An 18,169-nucleotide genomic window follows, 5' to 3' on the forward strand; every position below is an offset into this window, starting at 1 on the left:
GTTTGCCACTGACCTTGCGGCCCGTTCGACTTGCATGTATTAGGCCTGCCGCTAGCGTTCATCCTGAGCCAGGATCAAACTCTCCATCGTAAATAATTGTGTGACTAAACCAGTTAATCACTGTGTTTTTAGCCTTAATTAGTGCTAACCTGTTGATGTCAATACGTCAAAGAACTTTCTCTCTTTCGAGATGGCGGCCAACCGTTGTTGGCCTTACTTATATTTGGGAGTGCAAAGGTACGGCACTCTTTTTGTTTTGTCAAGTAAAAATCCGAAAATATTTTATCAGATTTTTATTTTAATCTTCCACTAACTCGTTGATAAAAAGATAGTTATATTATTAAACTCCTGTCCTTCTCTTCGATTTGGGAGTGCAAAATTATGTTTTCTGGTTTTTAAACGCAAGCCTTATTTGAAAAAAATTATTCAGCTTCTAGAAATGGATATCCGTATTGTTTCGGTGAAACGAACGTTTCTTTGATCGTTCTTGCTGAAACCCAGCGATATAGATTCAACGCTGAGCCCGCTTTATCATTTGTACCCGATGCTCTTGCTCCACCAAAAGGTTGTTGTCCAACTACAGCACCAGTTGGTTTATCGTTGATGTAAAAATTGCCAGCAGCATTTTTTAGCTTCTGTGAAACGTGATCAACTATGTACCGATCCTTTGCAAAAATGGAACCTGTCAATGCATAAGGTGATGTGTTATTTACTATTTCGATAATATTTTCGAAATCTGCTGGCTCATACACATAGATTGACAGTACAGGCCCAAAAATCTCTTCACACATCGTTCGATATGCGGGATCAGTCACTTGTAGTACGGTTGGTTCGATAAAATACCCTTTCGAACCGTCGTAATTCCCTCCTGCTATTACTTTCACCTGATCGCTTTTTTTCGCTTCATCTATGTAGCTAGTAATTTTCGAGAATGATCTTTCGTCAATTACTGCGTTAATAAAATTGGTAAAATCCTCTGTACCACCCATTTTCAATTCGCCTAGGAACTGTTTAATCTTGGCTTCAACTTCTGGCCAGAGCGTCGAAGGTATATAAGCACGAGAAGCTGCTGAACATTTTTGCCCCTGATATTCAAAGGCTCCACGAACTAAACCGACAGCGACTTCATCCACATTCGCTGATTCATGAACTAAAACGAAATCTTTTCCACCGGTTTCCCCTACTATTCGTGGATAACTTTTGTATTTGTGGATATTCGAGCCAATTGTGCTCCAGATTTTCTGAAAAACGCCTGTGCTGCCCGTAAAATGAATTCCTGCAAAATCTGGGTGATTGAAGATCACTTCTCCGGCAACTGGTCCATCTATATAAATCAGGTTAATTACCCCATCAGGCAGTCCTGCTTCCTGCAATACCTCCATAATTACTTTAGCTGCTAAAACCTGCGTATAAGCTGGTTTCCAAACTACAGTATTACCCATCAATGCAGCCGATGTTGGTAGATTTCCTGCAATGGCTGTAAAATTGAATGGAGTCAACGCAAAGACAAATCCTTCGAGTGGCCGATACTCCAGTCGATTCCAAACACCAGGAGAGGAATTTGGTTGCTGCCGATAAATTTCGTCAGCGTAATGAACATTAAATCGCAGAAAATCAATTAGTTCACAAGCAGAGTCAATTTCAGCCTGGTACGCGTTTTTCGATTGGCCGAGCATTGTTGCTGCGTTGATACGAGCACGGTATGGGCCAGCAAGTAGATCGGCCGCTTTGAGGAAAATACTGGCTCGGTTCTCCCATGACAGATTTGCCCAACTTTCTTTAGCCGACAATGCTGCGTCTATGGCCTGTTTTACGTGTTCTGCATCTCCCTCATAAAAATAACCCAGTGTATGTTGATGATCGTGAGGGGGTGTTACACGCAGTTTACGATCTGTGCGAACCTCCTTTCCACCGATAACCATTGGAATATCTGTTTCCTGAGATCGAAATTGCTCGAGCGCCTGCTTTACAGCATTTCGTTCTGGAGAACCAGGTCTGTATTCTTTAACTGGCTCGTTAACCGGTGTTGGGATATTAAAAATTCCGAGAGACATAAATTAATAATAGTTTACGACAAATCCTTTCTAATTAACTGATTGTGAAAACGACTCATCGCGTTGCGAAGTGATTGAATTACAAATTTACGGATTGACCTAGTTATCCACTATTCCACAATAGTTTTCCACATTTCAATAGTTCCTTTTCGATTCATTGGGCCAATTTATCGTTCTTTGTACCCTCATTTTGATTTCCTTATGCGTTTTTACAGCACAAACAGCCCGAAGAAAACTGTAACCATTGAAGAAGCTCTTTTTCACAGCATGCCTGATGACAAAGGGTTGTATATGCCTACACCTTTACCAGTTTTAGGTGCTGAATTCTTTAATCGCATTGCCAACCAATCATTAGCTGATATTGGCTATTCGATCAGTAAGGCTTTATTTGATGGCGAAATTAGTGATGCAGATTTAGAGGAATTAACGCATTCTGCTTTTTCGTTCGATACACCCATTGTGTATCTGGAGCCAGGTAAATCGGCTGTTCTTGAATTATTTCACGGGCCTTCTTTAGCTTTTAAGGACGTTGGAGCGCGGTATATGTCGGCATTAATGTCCTACTTTTCAAAACGAAATGATAAGGAGGTTCATATTTTGGTAGCAACTTCTGGAGACACAGGTGGAGCCGTTGCGATGGGATTCCATAACGTTCCAGGAATTCGAGTGACAATTTTATATCCCAGTGGTCGTGTCAGTGATTTACAGGAAAAGCAGCTAACGACATTGGGTGGAAATGTGCAGGCATTTGAAGTTGATGGTTCGTTTGATGATTGTCAGGCTATTGTCAAACAAGCGTTTGTTGATGCAGATTTGAATGCTCGATTATCGCTTTCCTCCGCCAATTCAATCAATATTTTCCGGCTCATACCACAAGGCTTTTATTACGTCCGAGCTTATAGTCAAGCTAAGAAATTTGGGAAGCCTATTGTGTTTTCAACACCTAGTGGCAATTTTGGTAATTTAAGTGCTGGCGTTATGGTGCAGCAAATGGGCTTGCCTGTTGCGCATTTTGTAGCCGCTACAAATCTGAATCATATTGTTCCCTCCTATCTTGATTCTGGTATTTACGAATCAAAAGCTTCTGTAGCAACGATTTCGAATGCGATGGATGTTGGTAATCCAAGCAATTTCGTTCGATTGAAACATCTCTACGGTGATGATTTTGATCGTTTAAAGGACAATGTTTCGGGGTATTTTTATGACGATGATCAAACTCGGGCCGGCATGAAGCGAATATATGAGCTTTATGATTATATAGCCTGCCCCCATTCTGCCATCGGAATTATGGGCATGCAAGCCTATTTACGAGCTTCTGAAAACGATTATTTTGGTATCGCACTTGCCACGGCTCATCCTTCAAAATTCAAACCGTTGGTCGAAGAAGTTTTAGAAATGGAAATAGACGTTCCAGAACGTCTTGCTCTTTTGGCTAATCGAACGAAACAGAGTATCTCTATTCCTGCCGATTATGGCGCTTTTAAAGAGTCATTTCTAAAAAGTGTAGGCTGAAAGAAATTCACATTTACAGTAAGTTATCCACAAAAAAGGCCTTATTCACATGGATAAGGCCTTTTTTGTGGATAACTTGATAAGATTTCAATACTAATTCACGGTGTCACCGCGTAATAGTCTAAATCGTTTGCGGGCTTCAGCTCCATATATGCTTCCGGGATATTGAGTCAGTACTTTCTGGTATGCATCCATCGCAGCTTGTTTATCTTTGAGACGCTCTTCATATATTTTTCCCTGCGTAAACATAGCGTCATCTCCTAAAATATCATTTGGGTATTTTGCTACGATCATTTTTAGATCTTCAAGTGCCTCTGGATACTTACCCTGTTTCATGTATGTATTTGCCCGAAGCCATAATACCTCATCCGCAATTGTATGGTCACCGTATTTTGCCTGCATTTTATTCAGGGCTGCAATGGCTTCATCTGTTTTATTCTGAAATAGCATCAGGTCAACCTCAGCATACCAGCGCATTGCATCTTCGGTACTATCCATGCCTGTATTATCCACAATTAAGAGGCTTAACTGTTCAGCATCATTCGCGATTTCTCGTGAAGTGGCTAGTTTTAATACATCCAGAAGATCTTTCGCTACGGCGAAGCTGCCTTTGTAATACTGAAGTTTTGCATTCTTTAGCTTTGCCTCGTACCCCAATAATTCTTCTTTCTGCGACTTTTCGACTTGAGAATACAACAGGGTAGACTCCCAGGGTTCACCTTTTAAGAGATAAATGTCTCCTTTATCGAGTTTGCATCGATCAACAAAATTCCGGTCTGATTTACCCAAATCTATGGCTAAATCCAGTACGGTTAAGGCCGTGTCTTTGCTATCCAGGTAATTTCCATACAGATTTGCGGTACTTCGTAGAGCCTCTAAGGTTTTAACATTTGTTCCAATCTCCTGCAACATCCGTTGATAATCGCCGATGAGTTTACGGATTTCCAGCTTGTCAATTGGATAGGTATTTTTTACCTGCTCTTCCCTCGCGTTGATCACTAATCGTCGGGCAAATGGATAAAGCTGTCCTTGTGGATAAGTCGTTGCAATGTATTCGAATGCTTCGGCAGCTGTTTTGTATTCCTTATTGTTCATGGCGAGTGTACCCAAATCATACACTCGGCTACCATTTAGCTTCAGTCGTTTGTCGGTCGCTTTTTCCTGCAATAACGCCCGACTGAATTTTTGTTTCTGAACGAAATACCAAATCAGCAATTCATTATACGCAAGCTCGTTTGGTTCCTGCTGGATTCGCGTGTACAAGGCTTTTTCCACAAGCGGTTCATCTTTTGTGTTGATAAACCCTTGCAAAGCCGCTAAAACAGTTTCTTTTTTATCAGGCTGCTTACCCGTTGTAATAATTTCATCAATTGCTTTTTCGGATTGACCTGTCGCCCGATATAAGGCCATTAAATCCTCGCTGTAAGCCGTTGGCTCCTTACTGACCTCTCGTGCCGTTTCGAGCGCTTTAATCGCCCAGCGCGACTCTCCGGCTTCATTAAAGGCCGATGCAATCTTTTCGAGTTTTGGAATCGATGACTTGCCTGATTGTAGCGCGGCAGCATATTGCGTTTTTGCCTGAACCGTATCGCCCTGCTGTGTTGCCAGCTGGCCAGTCAGGATTTCATAGAACGATCGGTTCGCTTCGTCACTTCGTTGCTGCTTCTTCAGATACTTGATCGCATCTTCTGACTTGTTACTTTTTTGTAAACTGGTCACGTATCGTGACAACCGCTCCCACGTTACTTCGGTCTTCAACAATTTGGCGTATTCATTTGCCGCTTTGTCAAACTCGCCAGCTTTATAATATTCCTCGGCCAATGTGGCTCCACCTTGCCCCCAAGCCAGTCCGACCGACGACACCCACAATAGTGCAATAATGACTTTTGACCTTATTAACATTTTATAAAGTTCTTTTAAAAAGAAACGTTATTATAACCATTAGCTGTGTGGAAATGTGAACAAATAAGTTGTCCACTCTTGAAGTTACACAATGTGGATAAGATAATGAAGATATCCACAAGTATTTCTTTAGTTATCCACTTCTAATATATTCATTTTTAAGTAAATAACATTTTATCCACAAATTGTGTGTTCACTCTGTGTGGATTTGTGCATAAATTCTATACACAATTTTGAGTGGGGAAAATGTGTGGAATTGATCGTGATATGTTGCCTATTTTCCACAGAAATCGGCTTCTCAAAAAGCAATGTGGATTACTGCCTTCCTCATCCACATTAACTCTGTAGCTTATAAACATGTTTTCCACGAGCATAGCCTATTTATGCACATAGTTATTCACAGAAAACTTTAACTTTTTTAATTTAGAATAGACCTTTACCTGACAGGTATGTAGAAGGCAACTTGTAATGGGTATAGTACAATTATTATGCCCTTTTGAACAGGTATATCTGACTAGAGGAATTTCCGGTTCGACCGGCTCTATTATTTGAGGTTAATCCCACCTGAACGCTTTTCAGATAGTCCGTCTTCCCTGTTTGGTAGCGTGTACTCAGCATGGCGATATAGAATGCGTCGAACACCATTGGCTTCTTTCCCACCAGAGTAAATCCATGCTTCTTAAACAATGGCTCTATTGTCGAGGGGGTAAAATGATGTAAGTGTCGGGGTACATCATAGGCAGCCCAGTATTGCTTGAAGTACTCGGCATCGTAGGAATCTGAATTTGGAACTGCAATTAATAGTGTCCCCTTTTCCGCAAGTAATTGATGGAGCTGCTCGATTGTATTGTTAAGGTCGGCTACGTGTTCGAGCACATGCCACAGGGTAATAATATTGAAAGGCTCAGCTCCTGATAGGCTAGCTAGATTTGGCTGGATATCGCTTTGAAGTTTTTTGATGGCTATTGCTCGGGCATCGTTGTCAGGTTCCATTCCCACTGTTTGCCAACCACTTTCTTTACAACTTTCCAGAAATGCACCTGTCCCACATCCCACATCTAAGATTCGCCCCTTTCCGCCATTCAGTTTATCGATCAGATTTAGCTTTGATTTTAGTGTATACTTTCGAACTAATCTGTAAGCCGTATTTATCAACCCACTGCTTTCATCATTGTGTGAAACATACTGATCTGATTTATAATAGACTCCTATCGATGCTTCATCCGGCCGAGGGTTTGTCAGACGAAAACCACATTGCTTGCATTGAACAATTACGAAGTCCTGTTGACTTACCAAATAATCTTTACAGATTAAAAATGGACTAAATGTATTGCTGCCGCAGACTGGGCAGGAGCTTACTGTTTCCAACGCTATGAAATGAGATTTTGAAAATGAGAACAAAAAAAGGGCTACTACTCCAACAGAATAGTAGCCCGTATCAATAAAAATTATCGACCCATATATACTAACAGAATCGAAACATCAGATGGACTAACCCCACTAATTCGCGATGCCTGACCAATTGTAGCTGGGCGCAGACGCTTCAATTTTTCTTTTCCTTCAAAGGAAAGTGCTTTCAATCGATCATAATCGAAGGCTGGATTGATGGCTAGATTTTCCCATTTGTCGAGCTTTTCAGCATTTTGTTTCTCTCGATTTAGGTAGTCTTCATACTTGATTTCGATAACCGTTTGTTCGATTATCTCCTCCCCTACCCCACTCGGTAAATCAGGAATGAATTTTAGAAGTTCATTCACAACATTCTGTTCAATTTCGGGGCGCTTTAGAAGTGTATATAAACTACCCTTTTCACGTATAGGAGAACTTGCTTTTGTCTCCAGCCAAGGATTAATTTCTTCTGGTTTAACTTTCGTTGCTCGGATCATTTCCGATAATTCAGCAACGCCATTCCGCTTTCTGACCATCGCATCATAACGTTCCTGAGAGGCTAAACCAATGGCGTACCCTTTTTCAGTTAGTCGCAAATCAGCATTGTCCTGACGTAGTAATGTGCGATACTCTGCTCTCGACGTGAACATCCGATAAGGCTCTTCAGTCCCTTTGGTTATTAGGTCATCAATCAAAACGCCGATATATCCTTCCGACCGTTTGATGGTAAACTCCTCTTCTTCGAATGCATTCCGATGCGCGTTTATACCTGCCATTAAACCTTGACAGGCTGCTTCTTCATATCCAGTTGTACCATTAATCTGGCCAGCAAAGAATAGATTTTTTACCAACTGAGTTTCCAGCGTTGGCTTTAATTGTGTTGGTGGAAAGAAATCATATTCGACTGCATATCCTGGTCTGAACATTCGCACATCTTCAAATCCGGGAATTTTTCTGAGCGCATTGTACTGCACATCTTCTGGTAACGAAGTCGAAAAACCATTCACATATACCTCGACTGTATCCCATCCTTCTGGCTCTACGAAAATCTGGTGGCGATCTTTATCGGCAAAACGATTTATTTTATCCTCTACAGATGGGCAATATCTAGGGCCTAACCCTTTGATTCGACCAGTGAACATGGGCGATTTTTCGAATCCAGTTTTTAGCTCATCATGGACAGCCTGATTCGTATAGGTTATCCAACAGCTTCGTTGTTTGGTCAGGATTGGCGTATCCGTGTAGGAGAATTTACCTGGTTTTTCATCTCCTAATTGTTCCTCCATGATGTCGTAGTGCAGACTTCGTCCATCTACTCGTGGAGGTGTTCCAGTTTTCATTCGCCCTGATTCAAAGCCTAAACTGACTAGTTGCTCAGTTAAACCTGTGGCTGCTCGTTCAGCTGTTCGTCCTCCGCCAAAAACTTTTTCGCCAATAAACATTCGTCCATTGAGGAATGTACCGTTCGTTAAGACAACAGATTTTGCGGAGAATTCTATGCCTAAACTTGTTTTTACGCCAACAGCTCGTCCATCTTTTACGATGACTTCATTTACAGTATCCTGCCAAAAATCAACATTTCTATTTTCTTCTAATGCTTTTCTCCATTCCCAGGCAAATAAATTCCGATCGCTTTGGCAACGAGGACTCCACATTGCTGGCCCTTTTGAGCGGTTAAGCATTCGAAATTGAATCATGCTCTTGTCGCTGATAATACCAGACATTCCGCCTAGCGCATCTACTTCGCGAACAATTTGTCCTTTTGCTACTCCGCCCATTGCTGGATTGCAGGACATTTGAGCAATGGTTTGCATGTTCATTGTAATCAGTAGAACTCGTGAGCCCATTGTGGCTGCTGCACTTGCTGCTTCACATCCGGCGTGCCCTGCTCCTACTACAATGATGTCGTATGAAGAATACATTTTAAAGATTTCTGCAAAAGTTTCCACGTGAAACTTTTTACAAAATTGTTGAAAGTTGTGAGAATGTTAAACCTTTGATGAAAATGCAACAAAAAACCGCTGACCTTCGTGCCAAGTCAGCGGTTTAAGTGTGTGGTAAACTATTACTTACTTACCTTCTGCAAATATTGGTTCGCTTCTTTCTTATAGAAGAGATTGTAATTAGGCGTTACAGAACGAAGCACTTCAACTTGCTTTGTTTTATTCTGAAGATTGGTTGAATCAAAGAAAGCAGGAGTCGCACGTTTTGTTGTTTTTGCAGCTTCTGCCTGACGTTTTGGATCTTCTTCCTGTTGCTTCAACGCTTTTTCGGATTCAAGCAACCGCACCAAGATTTCGTTCTGACGATTGATGAGATTCTGATTCACGCGCTTATTCACCAGGTCTGTTTCAGACTCATCCATCTTTTCCATTAAGTCTTTTATCTGCTTTTCCTGCGCTTTTCCGGCTTCAGTTCCTTTGGCATTTTCCTCCATTTTCTTCAACATCTGACGAATCATTGCCTGTTCAGCTGCCATTTGCGATAGTTCTTCGGAAAGGCCTCGACCCGTTTTTCCGCCTTTCTGCATTTGTTGCATTTTTGCGTTGAGCTTTTCTTGCATCTCTCCCGCTCCACCTGGTTTCTGCCCTTTCTTACTTCCCTTACCCTTTCCTGGCATTGCCATCGCATTCATTTGCTGCTGCATATTTTTCAATACATCACTCAACATCAAGGCGAGGTTATTGATTGATGTCATAGCAAATTGTTGTTTCGATGAAGCCATACTCAGACGACGTTCGCGTAATTGCTGAACGCTTTCGTCCATATATGATTTCATATTCGTTAGCTCACGAGTCACAAATGATTGGATTTGAACTACCCGACTAGCTAAAGCATTTAAGCTATCTTCGATGATTTTTGCGTCGTCCTGAAGTTTCAATTGTTCCTGAGAAAGCTTGGTAACGCGCGGATCTTGCAGGCTCATTCCCCGGAAATCTTTCATCACACGCTCCTGTCCAAACGAGAGGGTTATCAGATTATCCAAGATATTTCGAAGGTCATCCATGTTTTCCTGCATCTCTTTCATCTCAGCGGATTCCATAGATTCCTTCATATTCTTACTCATCTGACGCATGGATTTAGCAGACTTCTGCTGTTTTTGAGCAGCCTGCTTGCCTTGATTACTTTTCATATTTTTGGCCGCTTCCTCCATCTCTTTCTCGATATCCTTCTGGTCTTCTTCCGAAGTTTCAGGCTTATTCAAATCTTCCTTCTCCGCTTGCTGTTCGAGCTCTTTCAACTGCTCTTCTGTTTTCTTAAAATCCTCCTGAGACTTCTCCTGTTGCTTCTGTTGATCCTGAGTTGTCTCATTTTTCTTGGCGTTTTCTTCAGCCTGTTTCTCTAGATTCTCAGCCTGCTTCTCTAGATTCTCGGCAATGTTATTCACCTTTTGCTCTAGCTGCATTTGCTTGAACAACTTCAAAGCCCGGTCAAGATCACGTTCTAGATTGCGCTCTTTCTTATTTAATTTGTTCAATACATCTGAAGCTTTCTCGTCCTGCTTGCGCTCGAGGAGTTGCTTCAACTGCTCGTACAGTTGCTTCGATTCAGGATCGAGTAATTCGTTAAATAGCTTTTGAAGCTGATCTAACTTGTCCTGCATCTGCTGGTTTTTATCCGCAAAACGTTGTTGGGTTTCGTTCGTTTTCTGGAACTGCTCTTGCAACTTCTGAATCTCTTTCAGCAACTCTTCACGCTTCTGAAGTACGTCTTGGAGTTGCTTTTTATCCTGGAAATCGGAGGACTTTTTCGTGCGCATCCGGTCTTCCATTTGGTTCAATTCATTCTTGATCGCTTGTGTTTTGCTTAGCGCATTGTCGATCTGCTGCTCGGTTTTTTCAGCCGATTTATCGACTTGCTTTTGGATTTCTGCACTGGATGGGACAACGAAATTCAATTGATTAGAGCGACTTGACTTTGGTCCATTCACCCCGTCGTTATCCCAAACCTGAACGAAATATTCTAAACGATCCTCCTGCCCTAACTTCAAACTATCCAGCGACCAGTTATAAACGAAGTTCTGAGAAGTGGTTGAACGGTTGACAGGAATGTCTTTCGTGAACTGTGGAGAAGACTGGCCAGCTCGGATGATCTTATAATTTAGCTTCAGTTTCGAGAAGCCATAATCATCTGAAACTAGACCCGAAAGGGCAATATAATTATACGTGACGGTGTCCTGAATTCGATCTACGGAGATTTGTGGGTAGCGATCCGGAATCACCTGAACATTATATTGAATCGTAGACGGAGCCGAAACTTGCCCATTTTTAAGAGACACTGTGTATACGGCGTTCTGCATCAATCGACGGTTTAGTTCGAAGGTATTATCATCAACCAATCGAGCTGCTACAGGCTTGGCGTCCGTGTTAAATCGAAATAATAATGAGTCTGTATGGTCAGCCGCAAATTCCCAGTTGACAACGGTTCCCTGTGGTACTAATAGGTTGCCCACGTTTGAAAGTTGCTCAGTTGGTTTGTTCAAATAACCCGGATAATCGAGTCGGACATTGAATGATAAAACCGCTGGGCGATCTATTAGAGTGACTTTGTAAGCAGGCGAATTAAAGCCAGCCGCTTCAAGTCGAAAGTCTAGATCACGTTGTAGATTGTCAAAATTATAGGTGAATTTATCGCCAGTCTGATCGAGTTTAAAGCGAGTGCCATTGGCTACAACATAGACAGCTTGCGGGATTGCATCACCGGTCAGCTTAACGGATAGTGGGAAATCTTCATTGCGAAACGCCTGCATCGATTTGTTTTGAATCACAAATTGAAAGGGAGCTTCCTCAACAAAATCCTGATCGTAATTGACAATCCGGGTAGATGACTTGGTAAAAAACGCCGGATTTATTAGTAGAATAACCAGGATTAAAGCAAGCGGAGGAATCGCGTATTTCAGGAATTGCCGGTTACGACTAATCTGAATTGCATTGGCAAATCGATTTATCAACAATTGCTGAGAGCGCTGATTTAAGCTTGCCTGAAGTAAATCTTCCTGTGCTGAAGAGAGCCGTTGAAGCTGAAGCGTGTTTAAAAGCTTATCTCCTACTTCAGGAAAAAATGTACCAATCTGGCGAGCAGCTTCATCATTTGACAGCGGCTTGTTAAGCCCGTAAAGACTCATCAGCGGTCGAACGATGAATAAATATAGTCCAGCTAAAACGGATAATAAGAAGCCAAAAAATAAGGCCCCTCTGCCAGCTGAATTAAATCGACCAATAAATTCAGCTGTGTTGATTAGCAGATAACCACTGCCTAATAGGGCTATAAAAAACAGGCTGCCTTTCACCAATTGGTTTTGAAAGTAGCGCTTTTTATACTCGTCTATTCGGTGCAACAGGGTTGTATAGGCGACTGATGATTGCATAGAATTCAGATTGAGTCGTTAAACAGAGAGTGTCTCGAAATAGTGAATAATATGTTGTTTTAAGAAAGTCTCCTGTGCTAGCAGGTCTCCGTGTGGAATTGGCTTTGTTAATGTCCACTTAGGCCAATCGTCCTTATCATATCCCTCGAATACATAATACCCGGCCGGACTTAATACGCTGCAAACAGCAATGTGCATTAAATCCTGTTTTGCCTCTTTTGAAAATCGTTTAGGGCCTTTGCCCAACTCTTGCACGCCTATTAGAAAAAGTACCGCATTCAGATCAGCCGGACGCTTGCCGATTAATTGCTGTAGCTGATTAAGTAACTCTTCCCATTCTTTATCTATACTTTTGTCTTCCATAACGCGCAGCCAAATATTCTTCTCTCTAAATTACAAGTATTTACGATTATCTAACGAAAGTTTGCCATGTTTCGATTTATCCAGACAGCCTTTGTTGATTTTATTGATTTACTGTTCCCTAGCTTATGTTTAGGTTGTCGACAATCGTTAGGGGCGAATGAAAAAGTTCTCTGTACTTCCTGCCGAATTCATCTTCCTGAAACAGGCCAACATTGCGAACCTTACGACCAAAATCTCCTCAATAAGTTTGCCGGAAAAGTGCCTATTCAATTTTTATCGTCTTACCTGTACTACAGCAAAGGTGGTGTTGTTCAAAAGCTAATTCATCAAATCAAGTACAATGGGCAAAAGGAAGCAGCGAAGGAGATTGCTTCCTGGTATGGACATCAGCTAAAATCAGAATGTCCACTGATCAATGAAATAGACGTGATTCTTGGTGTTCCGTTGCATGCTAGTCGGTTGCAGCAACGAGGTTATAATCAAGCGGATTGGATTGCTGATGGTTTCGCCGAATCGTTAGAGATTCCCGCTCGTAATGATGTATTAATTCGTAGGAAATTTAAAGATTCACAAACGCACAAAAATCGGCTTGATCGTTGGGACAATGTAAAAACAGTATTTTCTGTCGTGGATCGAGAAGCGGTTCTTGGTAAGAATATTTTGATGGTTGACGATGTATTGACAACTGGTGCTACTCTTGAAGCTTGTACAATCGAACTGCTGAAAGCGGGGTGTAAATCAGTTCATGTGGTAACCTTAGCTGTAGCGGGTCAATAAGTTGATGGCAATCAAAAATGGGCGTCCATTTCTGAACGCCCATTTTTGATCAATTTTTTACTTTTATTTATTCCGACCTACGCCAATCATGGCACATCGGAAACCAATCATTGCTGTTGCAGAATCCTGAGCTAAGAATCGACGAGTACCAGGTGATAGCCAGTAAGCTACATCGTTCCAGGAACCGCCTTTGTAGACACGTAATTTATCATCAATAAGCGATTGCTTATTTTTTGTATCATATTTCTGCGCATCATCAAGATAACCGTTTCGACGCACTGGGTTAAGGTCATTTACATCCTGGTAAGATAGCGGACGGTACACGTCCATTACCCATTCATTCACATTACCAGCCATATTATACAATCCAAAATCATTGGCTGGATACGCATAAATTTCAGCTGTAATGATAGCGCCATCGTTTGATTTGCCAGCTATACCAGCGTAGTCTCCACGACCACGTTTGAAGTTCGCCAACATCTGACCTTGTTTACGGCCTTTCTTAGGATTTCGAACCGACGAACCATCCCAAGGATAGATTCGCTGATTGATTTGATTCTCGTCCATGTATTGCGTTCCAATCAGCGCTTTTGCTGCATATTCCCATTCAGCTTCTGTTGGTAGGCGATAATCTGGCAAAACCATACCACTTTCCAGGCTTGGTTTTGTCGGAGTTGTCGACGCCGTTGCTTCGGCCAATGCTGGATCTTCTGCTTTTTTCGATTTCCGCTTCAACGAAAATCCACCACCTTTTTTCTTTGGAGCACCACCTTTTGCCAGTTCATTATTTACAGCATCCGAGCGCCAGGTAGCATAGTCCGTTGCCTGCTCCCAGGATACACCCACTACTGGATAATAGCGGAAAGCTGGGTAGCGAAGGTACTGCGTGACGTAAGAATCATTAAATGAAAGTGGGTTTGCCCAAACCGTTGTATCTGGCAACGCCCGCGTTACAACTTCCTCCGAAGAATCGCGTGTGATTGCGTTCAGATATTCGAGGTAGTGGACGTTTGCCATTTCGGTTTCGTCCATATAAAAGGACTGAATTGAAACGGTACGCTCACGGTTATCGCGAGAATTCATCACATCCTCTTCAAGAGCACCCATCGTAAATCGGCCTCCTTCAATGAATACCAAGTTTGGACCAGCTTTCTGTCCTGCAAATTTCTTTACCTGAAAACCATCTTTCTGGTTATAAGCAATACCAGTTGCCGTACTCTTCTTACCGGGTTGCACACTGGTCGGGTGCTTGGGCTTACAGGATGCAAGGGCTGCCGTAGCCAACAATACATAAGCCGCTCGTTGCAGGTGATACTTTTGAATCATTGCTCTATTTTGTGTAAAACGTAGGTGCAAAAATCGGATTTAATTCGTCATCGCGCCCAATATTTCATCCAATTGTTCAACTGAAAATACGTCGGTATGGGTAAATATGGGTCGTCCCTTCGATTCTTTCAGTGAACATTTGGTCGGGTTTCGCTTGATATACTCAATTACCTTGCCAAATTGGTCAGATCTGAAGAAGTCGTCGTTCCCGTTAGAAACGAAGTATCCTTTCAGGATATTATTCTTAATTGTCAGTTTTTCAAGGTATAAATGCTCAGCTTTCCACCGAACATTGACCATCTTAATAAGATTTTCTACTTCTTCCGGTAATGGGCCAAATCGGTCCATTATTTCCTGTCGAAATGCCTGTAGTTCTTCATTATTATCCAGGCTATCCAACCGAGTATATAACGCTAATCGCTCCGATATATTGGAAACATATCGTTCAGGGATAACCACCTGTAAATCTGTTTCAATGACCGTGTCAGGCAAGGCTATTTTTAGATCACCCGGCTTCGTTTCAAATAAGTCTTTAAACTCATTTTCGCGCAATTCCTGAACAGCTTCGTCAAGTACTTTATGGTACATCTCAAATCCGAGATCATTGATAAATCCAGTCTGCTCCGCACCTAATAAATTCCCTGCACCACGAATATCCAAATCGCGCATCGCAATTTTAAAACCTTCTCCCAAATCAGAAAAATCCTCAAGTGTTTGGAGTCGTTTTCGGGCATCGGCTGTCAGTACAGTTGGCGGTGGAGTCAATAAATAACAGAAGGCTTTGCGGTTCGAACGCCCTACCCTACCCCGCATTTGGTGCAGATCAGACATGCCGAAATAATGCGCATTATTGATCAAAATTGTATTCGCATTGGGAATATCCAGCCCCGATTCGATGATATTGGTGGATACTAATACATCATAGTCACCTTCAATAAATCTAGTCATAATTCGCTCGAGCCGATCTCCCTCCATTTGCCCATGCGCAACGCCGACTCGGGCTTCCGGTACAAGGCGCATAATCAAGTTTCCAATGGATTCAATATCACTTACCCGATTGTGAACGAAGAAAACTTGTCCTCCCCGACGAAGCTCATAGCTTACAGCATCACGAACTGTCGCTTCATTATAGACATGTATTTCGGTTGTAACGGGTTGACGATTCGGTGGCGGAGTCGCTATGACCGATAAGTCACGAGCGCCCATTAGCGAAAAATGCAAGGTACGCGGGATCGGTGTAGCAGTAAGCGTAAGCACATCGACTTCCACGCGCAATTCTTTCAATCGGTCTTTGGTTTTTACGCCAAACTTTTGCTCTTCGTCAATAATCAACAACCCCAAATCTTTGAATTTAATGTCTTTATTGACAATTCGGTGAGTACCGATCAAAATTCCAATCTCACCAGATGCTGTACCTTTTAGAATATCTTTTATTTGTGCGGCAGAGCGAAACCGATTTATATAATCAATTTTGACAGGGAAATCGGCCAGACGCTCGCTAAACGTTTTAAAATGCTGCATAGCCAGAATAGTCGTTGGTACAAGAATCGCTACCTGTTTATTATCAGTAACCGCTTTAAAAGCAGCTCGGATTGCTACCTCCGTCTTACCAAAACCAACATCTCCACAGACCAATCGATCCATTGGGTGTGGCTTTTCCATATCATCTTTTACATCATTCGTAGCTTTTGCCTGATCGGGCGTGTCTTCATAAAGAAAGGAAGATTCCAATTCTGCTTGAAGAAAACTATCTCGACTATAAGCATACCCCGGTGCTGTCCGACGCTTGGCATAGAGTGCGATCAACTCTCTTGCAATCTCCTTAACCTGTTTCCGAATTCTTGATTTTTTATTCTCCCATTCCTGAGAACCCAGCTTACTCATCACAGGTGGCCCACCTTCTTTGCCACTATATTTGGCAATTTTATGAAGGCTGTGGATACTGACTAGTAGAATGTCGTTATCTCGATAAATTAGCCGAATTGCCTCTTGCTCATTACCGGCATGATCAACTTTTTCCAGACCTGCAAACCGCCCTATACCATGATCGACGTGTGTAACATAATCGCCCGGTTGAAGTGTCTTTAATTCCCGAAGCGTTAAAGCTTTCGACTTTGAGAATTTATCCTGGACCTTATATTTATAATACCGATCAAAAATCTGGTGATCCGTAAAGCAGGCGACTTTGAGTATATCGTCAATGAATCCTTCTCGCAAGCCAATATTCATCGGCTGGAATTTTACGAACGGATCAAGCTCTTCGAAGATAGTTCGCAAACGGTCCAGCTGTTTGAACGACTCGGCGGCAATAATATTTGTGAAACCCTTTGCCTGATTATCGCCTAACGTATCAATCAGTCGCTTGAAATCCTTGTTAAAGGAAGGCTGCGGCTTTGACGTGTACTGAAGTTTACCTTCTGTTTTAAAGTAAAATTTCCGACCAAACTCAATCGTCCGGAATTGCTTTAAGTCGTTCAGAAACGATCGACGTGTTTCAAACAATTCAGCTGGATTGGAAACAACTTGAATACCTCCGCTACTGGCCACGATTGATGCAAAGCTTTGCTCAGCTTTCTCGTAACACTTCTCAATGATCTCAAGGGTGAATTCGATATCTTTTGCCCAGATATTCGTATCGGCTGGTAAGAAATTGAAAAACGGTTCGCGAGTTTCTTCAATGAGCTTAGTCTGAATATTCGGGATGATATTGATAAATTCAACAGCATCTGTCGATAGCTGAGATTCCGGATTGAATTTGCGAATGCTTTCAACTTCATCATCGAACAGATCAATCCGAAACGGGAACTCACTCGCAAACGAAAAGACATCTATGATTCCACCTCGTACTGAAAATTGTCCGGCCTCGTAAACAAAATCGGTCTTCTCAAACTCATACGTTTGAAGCAATTCCGCTACGAATCCTGTATCTAATTTTTCCCCCTTTCGAATTGTCAGCGTATTCGCCTGTAAGGATCGCTTGTTGATTACTTTTTCAAAAAGTGCTTCTGGATAGGTCACCATCAGCAGGCCATCTTTCGGAGCTGGGTTTAATTTATTCAGTACTTCTGCCCGCATCAATACATTGGCGTTCTCAATTTCTTCGTATTGATACGGCTTTTTATACGACATTGGGAACAATAAAATTTCCCGGCTTAACAGATTTTGTAAGTCATTAAAAAAATAGGCTGCTTCATCCCGATCGGATAGAATGTATAGATGATTCCCGCCCACCGACTTAAAAATTGCCGATGCAACTACAGCATCTAAACTTCCCGCAATCCCTTTGATTTGGATGCGTTGAGGTTCCTTGAAAGGTGGCTTTTGGGTTAATGGTTCAGCCAATAATTTTATATACGTATCGTCGGCATATAGGCCGAGCAACTCATCTGGTTTCAATTGAATTCAGGTTATTGGTAAACACGAAAAACCGCTGGAAGGACATTCCCGCGGCACGTATTGGTAACAGAATATTTTGAAA

The 18,169-nt window shown here is 42.0% G+C and carries 10 protein-coding genes and 1 rRNA gene; 2 read left to right on the top strand and 9 right to left on the bottom strand.

From position 1 onward, the window contains the following. Nucleotides 1–90 (bottom strand): 16S ribosomal RNA (locus ACYVE4_RS05945); the annotation flags it as partial. 332 nt (nt 91–422) lie between these two features. Continuing rightward, nucleotides 423–2,054, bottom strand: coding sequence for an L-glutamate gamma-semialdehyde dehydrogenase (gene pruA / locus ACYVE4_RS05950; RefSeq protein WP_460996064.1), 1,632 nt, complete (start codon nt 2,052–2,054; stop codon nt 423–425). A 201-nt stretch (nt 2,055–2,255) separates the two neighbouring features. Here pruA and thrC point away from each other — a divergent pair, with 201 nt between their 5' ends. Next, nucleotides 2,256–3,566, top strand: a complete 1,311-nt coding sequence (thrC, locus tag ACYVE4_RS05955) for a threonine synthase (RefSeq protein WP_460996065.1) — start codon at nt 2,256–2,258, stop codon at nt 3,564–3,566. 93 nt (nt 3,567–3,659) lie between these two features. Here the strand turns inward: thrC and ACYVE4_RS05960 are convergent, their stop codons facing one another. The 5 genes from ACYVE4_RS05960 to ACYVE4_RS05980 all read right to left on the bottom strand — a co-directional run bounded on the left by ACYVE4_RS05960 (nt 3,660) and on the right by ACYVE4_RS05980 (nt 12,588). Further along, the gene (locus ACYVE4_RS05960; protein ID WP_460996066.1) at nt 3,660–5,468 is read right to left on the bottom strand and encodes a tetratricopeptide repeat protein; all 1,809 of its coding nucleotides are present in this window, start codon (nt 5,466–5,468) and stop codon (nt 3,660–3,662) included. Nucleotides 5,469–5,954: 486 nt separating this feature from the next. Then, nucleotides 5,955–6,869: a class I SAM-dependent methyltransferase gene (locus tag ACYVE4_RS05965; protein WP_460996067.1), complete on the bottom strand. Its 915-nt coding sequence runs from the start codon at nt 6,867–6,869 to the stop codon at nt 5,955–5,957. A gap of 47 nt (nt 6,870–6,916) precedes the next feature. Further along, nucleotides 6,917–8,779 (bottom strand): tRNA uridine-5-carboxymethylaminomethyl(34) synthesis enzyme MnmG, encoded by a 1,863-nt coding sequence (mnmG, locus tag ACYVE4_RS05970; RefSeq protein ID WP_460996068.1) that lies wholly within the window; start codon nt 8,777–8,779, stop codon nt 6,917–6,919. Between the two features lie 143 nt (nt 8,780–8,922). Continuing rightward, nucleotides 8,923–12,225, bottom strand: coding sequence for a DUF4175 family protein (locus ACYVE4_RS05975; RefSeq protein WP_460996069.1), 3,303 nt, complete (start codon nt 12,223–12,225; stop codon nt 8,923–8,925). Between the two features lie 18 nt (nt 12,226–12,243). Then, nucleotides 12,244–12,588, bottom strand: a complete 345-nt coding sequence (locus ACYVE4_RS05980) for a hypothetical protein (protein WP_460996070.1) — start codon at nt 12,586–12,588, stop codon at nt 12,244–12,246. 66 nt (nt 12,589–12,654) lie between these two features. Between ACYVE4_RS05980 and ACYVE4_RS05985 the strand changes: the two genes are divergently transcribed. Beyond that, nucleotides 12,655–13,365 (top strand): ComF family protein, encoded by a 711-nt coding sequence (locus tag ACYVE4_RS05985; RefSeq protein ID WP_460996071.1) that lies wholly within the window; start codon nt 12,655–12,657, stop codon nt 13,363–13,365. A gap of 63 nt (nt 13,366–13,428) precedes the next feature. On the opposite strand, the gene ACYVE4_RS05990 is transcribed toward ACYVE4_RS05985, so the two are convergent. Both ACYVE4_RS05990 and mfd read right to left on the bottom strand, forming a co-directional pair. Next, nucleotides 13,429–14,691 carry an SUMF1/EgtB/PvdO family nonheme iron enzyme gene (locus tag ACYVE4_RS05990; RefSeq protein WP_460996072.1) on the bottom strand — a complete coding sequence of 421 codons (1,263 nt, stop codon included), beginning with the start codon at nt 14,689–14,691 and terminating at the stop codon, nt 13,429–13,431. 39 nt (nt 14,692–14,730) lie between these two features. Further along, a complete protein-coding gene (gene mfd, locus ACYVE4_RS05995) occupies nt 14,731–18,087 on the bottom strand; it encodes a transcription-repair coupling factor (RefSeq protein ID WP_460996073.1) in 3,357 nt (1,118 codons plus the stop codon). Between the last annotated feature and the right edge of the window lie 82 nt (nt 18,088–18,169).

The organism is Spirosoma harenae, from assembly GCF_054776975.1.